This window comes from Mycobacterium sp. URHB0044 (genome assembly GCF_000620625.1).
Classification (GTDB): Bacteria; Actinomycetota; Actinomycetes; order Mycobacteriales; family Mycobacteriaceae; genus Mycobacterium.
Genome location: NZ_JIAW01000025.1, coordinates 59,108 through 72,638 on the forward strand (window position 1 = coordinate 59,108; position 13,531 = coordinate 72,638).

The window sequence follows — 13,531 nt, forward strand, 5'->3', positions numbered from 1 at the left end:
CCGCCTCGCGACGGGCTGGTGTTTCGTCGGGCCTCGGCCCTATCCTAATAACCGACACCGTATATTAGCGACCACGGTAGCAGGGTACTCGGAAGGGGCGCACACATGGCGGAATGGTTTCTCTACCTGCCGCAGAGCCGACTAGGCATCACCGACCTCGTCGACCGTTCTCAGGCCGCGGAGGCGAGCGGATTCGACGGGGTGGCGTTCCTCGACCATGTCGAGACGCCGATGGCGCCCGACGTCGCGATCTGGGAGGCGATGACCGTGGCGACCTGGGTCGCCGCGCACACCCGGCGAGTGACCTTGGGGCACCTAGTGCTTTGTGATTCGTTCCGCCAGCCTGCGGTGCTCGCAAAACAGGCCGTGACCCTCGCCCAGGCCAGCGGCGGCCGTTTCGAACTAGGGCTCGGATCAGGGTCGATGCCCGATGAATTGGCCAGGTTTGATTTGAGCACCGCCGGCCCGGTCGCAAGGATAGAAGCACTCGGCGAGACTCTGGCGATGCTGAAGGACTATTGGGGGACGGGCCAGAACCGCGACGTGGTGCAAGCTCCCACCCCGGCCCAGCCGATCCCAATCGTGCTCGGCGGCACCGGCGATCGCATGCTCAAGCTGGTACGCGAACACGCCGATTGGTGGAATCTGCCCGCAACCAAGGTCGACAAGCTACAGGAGTACTTGCCTTCGATCGGTCCTGCACGGGTGTCGGTACAGCAGATGGTTGGGTTCGTCCGCAAGGGCGATGACCGCGCCGCGATCGTCGACAAGAGCCGACGGCGGTTCGGCCATCTTGGGCCAGGTCTGGCGTGCGGGGACGCCGGTGAGTTGATCGAGTATTTCGCAGGCCTGGAACAGTTGGGGGCTGAACGCTTTTACGTGTGGTTCGCGGATTTCGCGCCGGTCGACTCCATTGCAGAGTTCGGCGAGTCCGTGATCGCGGCTTATCCGCGCTGAGCCCGCCGGCTCTGGCGTTTCGTCGTGGTGTCGCCGTACTCTGCCGAGACCGCCTTGACGATGGCTCCAAGGAGCCGTTCGAGTTCTTGGGCGCTGGAGATCGTCCGATCACCGACGAGCAGTCGGCCGTAAACGCCCTCGATGAAGGTCAACATGGCGGTGCTCTGCGCATCGAGCAGACCCGCATCGGACGATGCTGCGGGAGGGAGTATCTGCGCGATGGCGTCTCGAGACATGGTGATGATGCGCGGGACGAAGTCCTGATAGACCTCGGCCAGCGCAGGGTCGCGGGTCGAGGCGAGAAGCAGTTCGTGACGTGCTTTGTTCAGCATCAACCCAGCCCCGTCACCCTGCATCATGACGAGCTGAGCGATACGGCTGAATGGCGAATCCGTCGTGGTCGGTTCTTCGGTCACGGAGCGCAGGTTCGCCGTGTCCATCTCCACGACGCGTTCGGCGACGCCGCGCAACAGCGCAGCTCGCGTTCGGTAGTAGTAGGACGTCGTACCGTTCGGCACGCCGGCCTGCCGGTCGACCCGCGGATGACTCAGGCCGTGAGAGCCATGCTCGGCCAGCACGTAAATCGCCGCGTCGCATAGTTCGCGGCGACGTTGCTGCCCGTCGCGTCTTCGTGGTGTGGCGATGGCGCTGAGTGTATCGGGGATACCGATTCGAGGGCTTCGATGCGTCGCAGCGCGGAGCCCTCCAAGTCCGGCCAAACCCCGGCATGTCGATCCTCCTCTACCCGCCACATCCTCTCGAGTTATCGCGCGGGAATACGGCATTGACTTTACCTCTAACATCTTAGAGTGTGTCCTCTAAAGACTTAGAGGACGGATGAGAGGGCTCCGCATGGCAGGAATTCACCGGGACCGTCCCGGCGCCGATGCACTCGAAGCGGCCACGGGTAACCCGGCGGTATCGGTCGGCGACGACATCTGGATGTCGGCGGGCGTATCGAATTCCTACGCTGTGGGAACCGCGGATGGCCGGGTGATCGTCAACGCCGGTCTGGTGTTCGAAGGTGCCCTGCATCAGAAGGCCTTCGCCGATGTCTCGGGGCGGACCCGCGCAATCATCGTCACCCAGGGGCATGCCGACCACTGGGGTGGGGTCAATGCGCTGCGCGAGTCCGACACCGACGTGGTGATGCACAGCAACTACCGGTACTGGCGCAACGACCACGAACTGCTCGCCGCCTATCGAGCGCCCAAGGCGGCCTTCGCATTCGAGAAGTTCTCGATCGCCATGATGAAGCACTTCGAGACGATCGATCCGGCATCGATGGACTTCAGCTTTCCTGAACCCACCACGACCGTCGATCGACGCCTCGAATTGCAATACGGCCAGCGCCGCTTCGAACTGGCGTGGACGCCCGGCGGCGAGACCACCGACTCGATGGTGGTGTGGCTAGCCGATGACCGAACTCTCTTTGCGGGCAATCTCTTCGGCCCGCTGTTCGGCCACGTACCGAACCTGATGACGATCCGCGGTGACCGATACCGCGACCCAATCCTCTACATCGAATCGCTGAACACCGTGCTCTCCTACGCACCCGAACGACTCATCACCGGTCACTTCGACCCGATCGACGGAGCTGACCGTATCGCCGAAGAGGTCACCGCGATGCGCGATGCCATGCAGACCGTGCACGATCGAACAGCGGAGCTCATGGTGACGGGCGCAGACGTCTACACCGCGATGCGCGACGTACGTGTGCCGGCGCATCTCGACGTAGGCGAGGGCTACGGCAAGACCTCGTGGAACGTACGCGCGATCTGGGAGATGTACGCAGGCTGGTTCCAACACCGCTCCACAACCGAACTGTACGGAGTCGCACCGACTTCGATTGCCGCCGACATCGTGTCGGCCGCAGGTGCCGATCAGCTCATCGAGGCGGCCCGCACACACCTCGCCAACAGTCGCCCTGTCGAAGCGCTGCACCTGACCGACTTGGTTCTCACCGCAGAACCCGGCACCGTCGCGGCCCACGCCGTTGCCCTCGACGCTCACACCGCGCTGCTGGCCGGCGCAGACAACTTCTGGGAACGCGCATGGCTCACCAGGTCCATCAACGAATTGGGTACGACCAAATGAATACCGTCAGCTTTGATTTCAGCGGCGCGAACGTCTTGGTGACGGGCGGAACATCGGGGATCGGCAACGGCATCGCCACCGCGTTCGCCGACGCTGGCGCCGGCGTGACGATCACCGGTACCCGCGCATCGGCGTCCGACTACGACGACGACCTGTCCGCGTTCACCTACCGACAGTGTCAAATGCGCGACATCGAATCCATTGACTCGCTGGTCGATTCGCTGGGTGGCCTCGACATCTTGATCAACAACGCCGGCGGACCGTATCCGGCAGGCGATGAATACGATCCCGACGGCTACATCGCCTCGGTGACGCAGAACATGTTCGGGCCCATGCGTCTGACGATGAAGTGTTACGACAGGCTCAAATCGAGTGCGGCGCCCGGCGGTGCCAGCGTCGTCAGCATCGTGTCCATGTCGGCGTTCCGCTCGTCGATGTTCGTCCCTGGTTACGCCTCATCGAAGATGGGCCTGGTCTCCCTGACGATGAACCTGGCTCGGCGGTGGGCGAACGACGACATCCGCGTCAACACCATCGCACCCGGCCTCATCGATACCCGTGCGACACACCCGGCGATGAACATGCCAGAAGTCATCGACGTCGAAATCGGTTTCCACACGCCCCTCGGCCGGCCGGGCACACCACAGGATTGCGCTGGCGCAGTCCTGTTTCTGTGCACAGAAGCCGCCTCCTACATCACCGGTTCCAGCATCGCCGTCGACGGCGGATACCTCACGGTCTAGACCGCCGTAATCCAGGAAGGCAAGACTCATGAGCGAATTCGATTCGGTATCAACACCAGACGACGTTCTCAAACTCGCGCAGCAGCGCACCGGGCAGACCCACATCGATTCCGATTCCTGGCGAGCGGGCCTCGAAGCCCTGCTCGACGAAGTCAACACGTCAACGTCGTTCACCCCACATGGCCGCGATCACATCATCGATGACTCCGTCGACGCGCTCGCCCGTCGGCTCCAGGTTCACGACTACATCCGGCGCCACCCCGAGGTGCTCGATACACCCGTCGAGCGCCCGATCTTCACACTGGGAATGCCCCGGACGGGCACCACCGTCATCAGTTACCTGCTCGACCAGGACCCGGCGCGGCGCTCGTTGCTGCACTGGGAGTGCGTCCATCCCGTCCCCCCGGCCACCACCGCAACGCTACGAACCGACCCGCGCTGCCTGGCACTGCTCGAAGAACAACAGCAGATGCTCGCCTTCGTGAAGGAGGCCAACATGCCGCTGCCGCATTGGGAGGACGCCGACGGTCCAACCGAGTGCATGTTCATCCACAACCAGGACTTCAAAGGGTTGTCCTGGGATTCGTACCTGTCGTCATCCCGGTACGCCGAATGGCTCATCGACGAAGCCGACATGACGAGCACCTACGAGTACCAAAAGCGGTATTTGCAAGTCCTGCAGGCCCACGCACCCGGGACCTGGAACCTGAAGATGCCGTCGCACGCAGTGCACGTCGACGCGCTGCTAACGGTGTTCCCCGATGCCCGTTTGATCTGGGCCCACCGTGACCCGTACAAGGCGACCGGATCACTGTGCAACCTCTGGAAGCTCCCCAAGAGCATGGTGATGAAACCCGACGTCATGGACCTCGAGGCGATGGGCCGCAACGCCATGCGCCAGATGCAGGCCCACGTCGAACGCCCGCTGCGGGCGCGTGCGCGCATCGGCGACGACCGGTTCTTTCACATGTACTACCACGACATGATGACCGCTCCGATGGACGTCATGCGGCGGATCTACGACTGGGCCGGCGACGAATTGAAACCCGATACCGAGGCTCGCATGCAGACGTGGCTCGACGCACATCCGCAGAACCGGTTCGCACCCAACGCCTACAGCCTGGATCAGTACGGGCTGACAACTGACGAGTTGCAACCGATCTTCGCCGAATACCTTGCGACATTCGACATCGAGCTCGAGGGAACCGCATGATGACCGGCTCACCCCTGGACGCCGCGGATTGCTACCACATCGGGCTGGTCGTGCCCGAAATCGATCCCGCGGCAAAGCGACTCACCGCTAGCGCAGGATACGAGTGGACGAACGTCATCGAGTACCCCATGGACGTCGTCACCGCCACAGGCACACAGCGAGTGCCGTTTCGGTTCGTCTATTCCTTACAGGCGCCGCACATCGAACTGATAACAGAAGTGCCTGGCACCCTGTGGACGGCAACCGGAGCGCGCGCGGTGCACCACTTGGGTTACTTCGTCGACGACATCGCAGCCGCGTCCGTTCATCTCGAGCGGTCCGGGTTCCAGCTGGAGGCGCGACCGGCTGGTGATGCCTCGACATTCGCCTACTTCGTCGATCCGGTGGGGGTGCGTATCGAAATCGTCAACCGCGCACTATTTCCCGACTGGCAAGTGTTCCTCAACGCCGTCGCCGCAACACCGCGTAGCGCCAGTTCCGGATGATCGCCACCTAGCCGCGCTGGCGCACTCCTGGCCGTTTGTCCGAGCAGATTCTGCTCGATCATGCACGGGCTCCGACCTTTTCATCGGCGAGGAGCCGTGCGTCGGCCTCGTCGATGGATTCGAGCGAGATGCCCTTGGTTTCCCTGGCGGCGATGACGGCGACTCCGGTGACCACGCAGGCCAGCGCCAGGTAGATGGCGATCGGAACGGATGAGTCGTACCTGCTGAGCAGGCTGGTCGCGATGATCGGCGCCAGCGAACCGGCCACGATCGACGTCACCTGGTAGCCGAGGGAGACACCCGAATATCGCATGCGCGTCGGGAACATCTCGGCCATGATCGCCGGCTGGCCGGCGTACATGAACGCGTGGAACACCAAGCCGATGATGATCGCTCCGAGGATGACTGCGTTGTGCCCGCTGTTCATCATCGGGAAGGCGAAGAAGCCCCAGGAGCCTGCGGTCAGCGCACCGATCATGTAGACGAGACGGCGGCCGATGGTGTCGGAGAGGCGCCCGACGATCGGGATCACCGCGAAGTGCACGGCGTGCGCGATCAGCATCCACCAGAGGATCTGCGCGGTGTCCGTGTGGACCACCACCTTGAGGTAGGTGATCGAGAACGTCACCACGAGGTAGTACATGACGTTCTCGCCGAAACGCAGACCCATCGCCGTCAGCACGCCGCGCGGGTAACGCTTGAGCACCTCGAAGACGCTGAACGACGTCTCCTTGACGTGCTCCGCTTCCCTTTGCGCCTGGATGAAGATCGGGGCGTCTGTCACCTTCGTGCGGATGTAATAGCCGACGAGGACGATCACTGCCGACAGCCAGAACGCCACGCGCCAGCCCCAGCCGAGGAACGCCGAATCGGACAGTGTCGTCGTCAGGATCAGTAGGACGACGGTCGCGACGAGGTTGCCTGCGGGTACGCCGGCCTGCGGCCACGACGCCCAGAAGCCGCGGGACCGGTTCGGGCTGTGCTCGGCTACCAGCAGCACCGCGCCACCCCACTCGCCGCCGACGGCGAATCCCTGGATGAAGCGGAGGGTAACGAGTAAAACAGGAGCCCAGTAGCCGATCTGACCGTAGGTGGGCAGGCAGCCCATCAGGAAGGTGGCCGCGCCGACGAGGACGAGACTGAACTGGAGCAGTTGCTTGCGGCCGAACTTATCGCCGAAGTGACCGAACACGATGCCGCCGAGAGGCCGGGCGACGAAGCCGACGGCGTAGGTGGCGAATGCCGCGATGATCGCGTCGAGTTCGTTGACTCCGGCCGCGAAGAAGACCTTGCTGAACACGAGCGTCGCCGCAGTTCCGTAGAGGAAGAACTCGTACCATTCGACGACGGTGCCGGCCATGGACGCGCCGACCACCTTCTTGAGCCCCGATGGTGGGGCGTCGCTCTCGGGTTTCGGCTCGTTGTCGACGCTCATAGTGGATTTCCTCGTCTTTCCGATAGTGACAAACGTTGTTGGGCTTGAGTTGTCGTGCGTGCACCTCTACCGGACATGGGTCACAGTCCGGAGATGCCGACGTACATCGTCTCCAGGTATTCGTTGATTCCTTCGCTTCCGCCCTCGCGCCCGACGCCGGAGTGCTTCACTCCACCGAAGGGGGCGGCGGGATTCGAGATCACACCCGAATTCAGGCCCAGCATCCCGGTTTCCAGACGCTCGGGGAGGCGGAGCCCGCGTCCCACGTCGCGTGTGTAGACGTAGGCGACCAGACCGAATGGAGTGGCATTGGCCAAGGCAACGGCCTCGTCCTCAGTGCGGAAGGTGACGACCGGTGCTACCGGGCCGAAGATTTCCGCGGACAGAATCTTCGCGTCGCTCGGTACCTCGGTCAGGATGGTCGGCTGAAAGAACCATCCGTCCCCCGGAATTGGGGACCCGCCGGTCGCGACTTTGGCACCTCGGCTCACTGCATCGTCGACCAGATCCGAAACCTTGCCGCGACTCTTCTCGTCGATCAGCGGGCCAAGCTCCACACCCTCCTCGGTGCCGCGGCCTACGCGTTTGGCCTCGAAACGGGCGGCCAGGCGCTGCACGAACTCGTCGGCAACGTCCTCGTGCACGTAGAAGCGGTTCGCCGCGGTGCACGCCTGTCCGATGTTGCGTAGCTTCGCCGCGAGCGCGCCTTCGATCGCCGCATTGATGTCCGCGTCCTCGAAGACCAGGAACGGTGCGTTGCCGCCCAACTCCATCGACGTGCGCAGCACGTTGGCGGATGCCTGTTCGAGCAGTTTCCGGCCGACCTCGGTCGAGCCCGTGAACGACAGCTTCCGCAGCCGAGGATCGGCGATCAGCGGTCCCGCCGCAGCTCCCGCGCGAGTCGTCGGTATCACGTTGATCACGCCTGCGGGCACGCCGACTTCGTTGAGGATCTGGGTGAACAGCAAGGTCGTCAGCGGTGTGAGTTCCGAGGGTTTGACGACCATCGTGCATCCTGCTGCGAGCGCCGGGGCGATCTTGCGTGTCGCCATGGCGAGGGGGAAGTTCCACGGTGTGATGAGCAGGCAGGGCCCCACCGGCTTCTTCAGCACGAGCAGACGTGAATTGCCGTCGGGTGATGTCGTGTAGCGACCGTCGATGCGCACCGCCTCCTCGCTGAACCAGCGGAGGAACTCGGCGCCGTAGGTAACTTCACCTCTGGCCTCGGGCAACGATTTTCCCATTTCCATGGAAATGAGGAGAGCGAAGTCATCAATCCTGGCGAGGATCGCCTCATACGCCTTGCGGAGCAACTCGCCGCGAACCCGGGGAGGCGTCGCGGCCCATAACCCCTGTGCCGCAACGGCCGCGGCGAGCGCAGCGCGTGCGTCGTCCGGTGCGGCGTCGGCAACCGATACCAACACCTGGCCGGTGGCAGGGTCGTCCACCGTGAATCGTGAACCGGTCGAGGATTCACGCCATTCGCCGGCGATGAACAGCCCAGTCGGTGTCGTCGCGAGAAGTTCCCGCTCGCGCGGTGTGGTGTTCGGTTGCTGCCCAATGAGCTGTGCGGTCATGCGTTTACCCCGTTCTCGAAAAGGATCACCTGGCGGACAGCGGTGCCGTCGGCAAGGTTGTCCATCGCCTGGTTGATGTCGTCGAGCGTGATCGTCGACGAGATGAGCGCCTCGACCGGAAGCCTTCCCTCGCGCCACAATTGAGCGAAGATGGGGATGTCCCGTGCGGGGACGGCCGATCCGAGGTAGCTGCCGACGATGGTGCGCGCTTCCGCGGTTATCCCGAGCGGGGAGATCGTGGCTGTTGCGGTGGGCGCTGGCAAGCCGACAGTGATCGTCTTGCCGCCCATGTCTGTAACCTGCACCGCAGTTTCGAAGGCGCGGGCATTCCCCGCCGCCTCGATGACGATCGGTGCTTTGAGGCCCGCCTCGATCGCTTCTTGCGGTGTATACACGGCGGTCGCGCCCAGTTCGCGGGCGCGCTCGAGTTTGTCGGCGACAGCGTCGATCCCGATCACTGGGCCGCGCCTGAGTGACACCGCGGTGATCAGTGCGGCCATGCCGACTCCACCGAGTCCGACGACGACGACGGTGTCGCCCTCCTGCGGATCACCGGCGTTGATGACGGCGCCGCCCCCGGTGAGGACCGCGCAGCCGAGAACGGCCGCGATCTGCGGAGGGACGTCGTCATCCACCGGCACGACCGATCGGCGGCTGACGACCGCATGGTCGGCGAAACCGGAGACGCCCAAGTGATGATGCACGTCTCGACCGTCGCGGTGCAGTCGGTGGCCTCCTGCGAGCAGTTCGCCGGCGTTGTTCGAGGCCGAACCGGGAGTGCAGGGCAGCCTTCCGTTGGTCCGACAGTTCGCGCACTCGCCGCATCGCGGCAAGAACGCCATCACGACCCGCTGGCCTGGGCGCAGGTCGTCCACTCCCGACCCGACCTCGACCACGCGCCCCGCGGCCTCGTGCCCGAGGAGCATGGGGAGGGGACGGACCCGGTTGCCGTCCACGACGGACAGGTCGGAGTGGCACAGGCCCGCGGCCTCGATCTTGACCAGAAGCTCTCCAGGTCCAGGCGGATCCAGCTCGAGCTCACAGATGCCGATCGGCCGGGACTCGGCGTAGGGCCGGGGCATGCCGATTTCCTCGAGTACGGCTCCCACGATCTTCACGCCGAATCACTCTCCTTTGCAGTGGGTTTCGATGTCGCGAGCGCGCTGGCAACGGATGCCCGGATGTCGTCGCCGGCGCGGAGGGGGTTGTCCGCGAAGATCCCTTCGTGAGCGAGCACCGGGCGGCGGTCGCCGGCCAGCTCGGGGTACCGCTCTTCGAGTGCCTCACGCTTACGAGCGAGCTCGTGCCAGTGGGCAACGGTGTCCCTGTCGCCTTGCCTCACTGCCCGCCACGTGTTCGGCATGTGCTCGCGGCTGGGTCCCGGCTTCGCCAGTCCGCCGATGTGCGCCTTTGAGATTCGCCGCCTGGTGGCCCTGCCGCACACGACGCAGTCGGGTGCCGCGGAGTCCATGCTCGGTAGGACATCCTCGAAACGGTGTCCGTTCTCGCAGCCGAAGTCGTAGAGGATCATCTGCTCGCCTAGCTGTAGTAACCGTTGGGCGCGAGCCGCAATGTCTTGAACTGTGCGGCGTCGTGTCCGAAGATGACTTCCGCCCCGGTGCGGTCGGCGATACCGCGCAGCTTGTCCACCGACTCGAGCCAACGGAGGTTGTCCCAGACGATCGCGGCTCCGGTGGCCGGCGGTCCCCAGCTGTCGCCGAGGTACACCGCATCGGAGGTGAAGATCTTCGTGCCGTCGTTCTCCAGGTCCAGCTGCAACGACATGGTTCCCCAGGTGTGGCCGGGAGTGTGGATCACGCTCACGCCGGGAAGGATCTCGGCATCTCCGTGGACCGCCTCCAGATCGAGGCCGTCGTAGTCGCTGACGATGTGCGCGCCGCTCGAGTACCCCGTGATGCCTCGCGCGCCCTCGATCTCGTCGGCTTGCGCGAGGACCCTTGTCTTCGGGTTGGTGAACATCTTCGCGTTGGCGGCGTGATCGAAGTGCAGGTGGGACAAGATCAAGATGTCGACATCGTCCGGAGTGAGCTCAAGGCTCGCCAGCGACGTGTCGAGGTATCCCGGCCCGTCCGCAGGATCGCTAACCGGAAAGAAGTCCTGAAAACCGGTCGGCGCCCACCGCTGCTCCCAGTCGCGTGGGACCCCGGTGTCCCACAGAATTCTTCCCTCGGGATGATCGATCAGTACGGCATGGGTAGGGCATTCGCCCCACACCACTGGGTCATGCTTGTGGTTCCTGTCGCGGATCGTGCGGCCGCCCTTCAGCAGCAACCACGTCAAGTCGGTCTCCATCACGCCGGTGGAGAGGACGTGCACCTTCATATCGACCACTGCGATCTCCTTCACTTCTGTGGTGTCGCTCACTCTGGCCGATTTTTTCGGTGGCGCATACGGCGCAGAGTGACATATGTAGCCTGTGAAGGTGTCAGACGGTGACACAGGAGTGTTCGGGGGACAGATGCAGGTTCCGGTGCTCACGCCTCCCTCGACGGACGAGGTGCGCCGAGCACTCCGCGAGTGCGCGGAGGACCTGACCAGCGTCCGGGACCGTGGAGTGGTACTGCAGGGAATCCTTCGTCGCGCCCGGACTCTCTTGGGTGCCGACATGGCATATCTCAGCGTCAACGACCTGGAGCGCGGCGAGACGTGCATCGAAGAGGGCGTCGGGGTGCAGACGGACGCCTACCGCTCGATCCGAATGCCGCTCGGGACGGGAATCCTCGGAGCCGTCGCTGCGGGGAATGCGCCCGTGCAGACCAGTGACTACCTCACGGACCCGAACATGAACCATCTGCCCGGTATCGACGCGATCGTCCGAGGCGAAGGGGTTCGGTCGATCCTCGGAGCGCCGATCCGGGTTGGCGGCCGGGTGGTGGCAGCGCTCCTCGTTGCGTGCCGACGGCAATCCGTGTTCTCCGAACAGTCGGTCGCCGCCTTGGTCGACTTCGCCGCACAGGCTGGTGTTGCCTTCGAGCACCTGCGCATTCGGCGGGAGGTCACAGGGTTGCGGACAGCGTTGTCCCAGACCGTGTCGTCGACGGAGCGCCGCCAGCACGAACTGGAATCACTGCTACTCCTCGATGACCGTCTCATGGCGGCCCTCCGCGGCTCCAACGCCTTGGTGAGCATCATCGACGTGCTCGGTGAGTTCCTCGGCGAGCCGGTGAGCATTCATGACCCTGATGGCAATCTCGTTGTGGGGCAGGCGATAGCAGCCGACGGATGGCTACGCACGCCGGAGGCGCGGACGTCGGTGACGATCTCCCATCGCGAACAGGGCGCGGTTCCCGTCAACGCCGGTGGCGTCTCATTGCTCGTCATGGCGGTATCCGCGGGAGAGGAACATCTCGCGACGCTCGTTGCGAAGGACGGGAGTGGGCGACGCGAGATCATCTCCCGCGCATCGGTCTTCGTGTCCACGGCCCACCTGTTCGAGCGGACGTTGGAGGCCTCGTTCAATCGAGAACAGTTCGAACTGATCGAACTGCTGATGAACATGCGCGAACGCAACGAGCCTGCGCTACAACTGCGACTGCAGTCATACGGCTTCAACAAGGGGGACGCTCTCGAAGTGCACGTGTGCGAAGGAACGGCTTCGGTGCAGCAGAGCGCGACGGTCGCGGCGATCAAGACCGCGACGGCCAGTACCCCCGCCGTTGTCGCAGTGCACGCTGGACACATCTGCGTGCTGTGCCCGGCCACCGAACCGCTCAACCGAGGCGCAACGATCGCGGACGCGTTGAAAGCCGCGGGGCTGACCGTCCTGGTCGGAAGTGCGAAAGCGTCCGGCGTTGCCGCAGTGCGGGCCGCGCACGACGAGGCGCGCGCAGTGGTCTCGGCGATGCGAACTCTTGGCCGATCTCAGGGATCTGCCGACGTCATCGACCTCGGTCTGGCAGGAGCGATTTCGGGGGCGCGAGATCAGAAGTGGGTGGCCCGCCTGATCGACCGTTTCCTCGGTCGGCTCATCTCGTACGACCGGGATCGCCACACGCAGTTGTGTGAAACTGCATGGCATTACTTCGAGAACGGTGGACATCTGGCTAGGACTGCTGCGGCACTCCACGTCCACGTGAGCACCGTGCGACAGCGTATTGACCGCATCGACACCATCCTGGGTGAGAGTTGGCGCCGCGCACCCAGCAGCCTCGACACGCACCTCGCACTCCGCCTGTCTCGACTCCGCGCCGCGGATGAAGCTGACGATTTCCGGTCGTATCCGTGAACCACCACCGCCCCAGGATTCAACGCGCAGGTGCGCTGCTGATCGCGGAAGTCCACGCGGAGCGCCACCTTTCACACTCATTCCAAGGCAGGCAGACCGGCAACCCGCTGATCGGCGAACGACCGCCTAACCGTCGGTTGTCCCAGTCGCCAGCCGGGCATGGTGAAGCAGCCGACCTTCGATGTCTTCCGGCGTCGCGCTACCGGCGAGCACGTCCATTCCGTAACCGTCCTCGAGCGCGACGAAACTGCGGGCGAGGAAGTCGGCGGGAGCGACCAAGCGAAACTCGCCCGCGCGGGCACCCTCGTCGAGGACTTGTTGGTACAGCTCGGTTTGTTGGGCGACGAAGCGTTCTTGTTGTTGTGCTGCAGCGGCGTTGCGGAAGGTGACCGGAAGCAATTCGTAGAGCAGCCGACTCGTGGTCTCGGCCTCACCGGGAAACGGAACACCCGATCGGATGCAGGCACCCAGTTTCGCCCAAGCGGTGGGGCACTCTTCGACCGCCTCCAGGCGGCGACGGATGTAGGTCTCGGTGCCCTGTTCGAAGACCAGTGCCAGCAATTCGAGCAAATCGGGGTAGTAGTACGACACGGCCGCCGGCGTCAGACCCGCCTGCTCGGCGATGTCGCGCAGCCGTGCGTTCGCGCCCAATTGGAGCACGGTCTGCGCCGCAGCATCGACCAACTGTGCCCGCCGGGCCTCCTGCTTTCGAGGGCGGGGCATAGCGCCATTCAAGCACGAGCCCACTGTGACCCTTGACACCCTCGTTTTTCTTTCG

At 64.2% G+C, this 13,531-nt stretch carries 13 protein-coding genes; 6 read left to right on the plus strand and 7 right to left on the minus strand.

What is annotated here, in order from left to right:
* The first annotated feature begins 105 nt into the window (after positions 1–105).
* Positions 106–957 carry an LLM class flavin-dependent oxidoreductase gene (locus N536_RS0132270; RefSeq protein ID WP_029117395.1) on the plus strand — a complete coding sequence of 284 codons (852 nt, stop codon included), beginning with the start codon at positions 106–108 and terminating at the stop codon, positions 955–957.
* Here N536_RS0132270 and N536_RS40070 read toward each other — a convergent pair.
* Positions 945–1,601, minus strand: a complete 657-nt coding sequence (locus N536_RS40070) for a TetR/AcrR family transcriptional regulator (RefSeq protein ID WP_369798493.1) — start codon at positions 1,599–1,601, stop codon at positions 945–947. The genes N536_RS0132270 and N536_RS40070 overlap by 13 nt on opposite strands.
* 208 nt (positions 1,602–1,809) lie before the next feature.
* On the opposite strand from N536_RS40070, the gene N536_RS0132280 reads away from it, so the two are divergent.
* From N536_RS0132280 to N536_RS0132295, 4 genes are read left to right on the plus strand one after another with little or no spacing between them, the layout of a single operon-like run.
* A complete protein-coding gene (locus tag N536_RS0132280; protein WP_029117396.1) occupies positions 1,810–3,054 on the plus strand; it encodes an alkyl sulfatase dimerization domain-containing protein in 1,245 nt (414 codons plus the stop codon).
* A complete protein-coding gene (locus N536_RS0132285) occupies positions 3,051–3,797 on the plus strand; it encodes an SDR family NAD(P)-dependent oxidoreductase (protein WP_029117397.1) in 747 nt (248 codons plus the stop codon). Before N536_RS0132280 ends, N536_RS0132285 begins: the two co-directional genes overlap by 4 nt.
* A 28-nt stretch (positions 3,798–3,825) precedes the next feature.
* Positions 3,826–5,010, plus strand: coding sequence for a sulfotransferase (locus N536_RS0132290; protein ID WP_029117398.1), 1,185 nt, complete (start codon positions 3,826–3,828; stop codon positions 5,008–5,010).
* Positions 5,010–5,495 (plus strand): VOC family protein, encoded by a 486-nt coding sequence (locus tag N536_RS0132295; RefSeq protein ID WP_029117399.1) that lies wholly within the window; start codon positions 5,010–5,012, stop codon positions 5,493–5,495. The genes N536_RS0132290 and N536_RS0132295 overlap by 1 nt, the downstream gene beginning before the upstream one ends.
* A gap of 58 nt (positions 5,496–5,553) precedes the next feature.
* Here the strand turns inward: N536_RS0132295 and N536_RS0132300 are convergent, their stop codons facing one another.
* The 5 genes from N536_RS0132300 to N536_RS0132320 form a co-directional block, all read right to left on the minus strand.
* Positions 5,554–6,930, minus strand: coding sequence for an MFS transporter (locus tag N536_RS0132300; RefSeq protein WP_029117400.1), 1,377 nt, complete (start codon positions 6,928–6,930; stop codon positions 5,554–5,556).
* A gap of 80 nt (positions 6,931–7,010) precedes the next feature.
* Positions 7,011–8,507 (minus strand): NAD-dependent succinate-semialdehyde dehydrogenase, encoded by a 1,497-nt coding sequence (locus tag N536_RS0132305; protein WP_051574912.1) that lies wholly within the window; start codon positions 8,505–8,507, stop codon positions 7,011–7,013.
* Entirely contained in the window at positions 8,504–9,625 is a 1,122-nt protein-coding gene (locus N536_RS0132310; protein ID WP_029117402.1) for an alcohol dehydrogenase catalytic domain-containing protein, read from the minus strand. Before N536_RS0132310 ends, N536_RS0132305 begins: the two co-directional genes overlap by 4 nt.
* Entirely contained in the window at positions 9,622–10,038 is a 417-nt protein-coding gene (locus N536_RS40075) for a hypothetical protein (RefSeq protein WP_051574913.1), read from the minus strand. Before N536_RS40075 ends, N536_RS0132310 begins: the two co-directional genes overlap by 4 nt.
* Positions 10,039–10,046: 8 nt before the next feature.
* The gene (locus N536_RS0132320; RefSeq protein WP_197040279.1) at positions 10,047–10,892 is read right to left on the minus strand and encodes an N-acyl homoserine lactonase family protein; all 846 of its coding nucleotides are present in this window, start codon (positions 10,890–10,892) and stop codon (positions 10,047–10,049) included.
* Positions 10,893–10,950: 58 nt separating this feature from the next.
* On the opposite strand from N536_RS0132320, the gene N536_RS0132325 reads away from it, so the two are divergent.
* Positions 10,951–12,753: a GAF domain-containing protein gene (locus N536_RS0132325; protein WP_155948837.1), complete on the plus strand. Its 1,803-nt coding sequence runs from the start codon at positions 10,951–10,953 to the stop codon at positions 12,751–12,753.
* Positions 12,754–12,879: 126 nt separating this feature from the next.
* Here N536_RS0132325 and N536_RS0132330 read toward each other — a convergent pair whose 3' ends face one another.
* Positions 12,880–13,476, minus strand: coding sequence for a TetR/AcrR family transcriptional regulator (locus tag N536_RS0132330; RefSeq protein ID WP_029117405.1), 597 nt, complete (start codon positions 13,474–13,476; stop codon positions 12,880–12,882).
* Positions 13,477–13,531: the final 55 nt, after the last annotated feature.

What these genes read in the sequence shown, in the direction of transcription:
- N536_RS0132270 (WP_029117395.1), top strand. Translation starts at nt 106, where the DNA reads ATGGCGGAATGGTTTCTCTACCTGCCGCAGAGCCGACTAGGCATCACC.
- N536_RS0132280 (WP_029117396.1), top strand. Translation starts at nt 1,810, where the DNA reads ATGGCAGGAATTCACCGGGACCGTCCCGGCGCCGATGCACTCGAAGCG.
- N536_RS0132285 (WP_029117397.1), top strand. Translation starts at nt 3,051, where the DNA reads ATGAATACCGTCAGCTTTGATTTCAGCGGCGCGAACGTCTTGGTGACG.
- N536_RS0132290 (WP_029117398.1), top strand. Translation starts at nt 3,826, where the DNA reads ATGAGCGAATTCGATTCGGTATCAACACCAGACGACGTTCTCAAACTC.
- N536_RS0132295 (WP_029117399.1), top strand. Translation starts at nt 5,010, where the DNA reads ATGACCGGCTCACCCCTGGACGCCGCGGATTGCTACCACATCGGGCTG.
- N536_RS0132300 (WP_029117400.1), bottom strand. Translation starts at nt 6,930, where the DNA reads ATGAGCGTCGACAACGAGCCGAAACCCGAGAGCGACGCCCCACCATCG.
- N536_RS0132305 (WP_051574912.1), bottom strand. Translation starts at nt 8,507, where the DNA reads ATGACCGCACAGCTCATTGGGCAGCAACCGAACACCACACCGCGCGAG.
- N536_RS40075 (WP_051574913.1), bottom strand. Translation starts at nt 10,038, where the DNA reads ATGATCCTCTACGACTTCGGCTGCGAGAACGGACACCGTTTCGAGGAT.
- N536_RS0132330 (WP_029117405.1), bottom strand. Translation starts at nt 13,476, where the DNA reads ATGCCCCGCCCTCGAAAGCAGGAGGCCCGGCGGGCACAGTTGGTCGAT.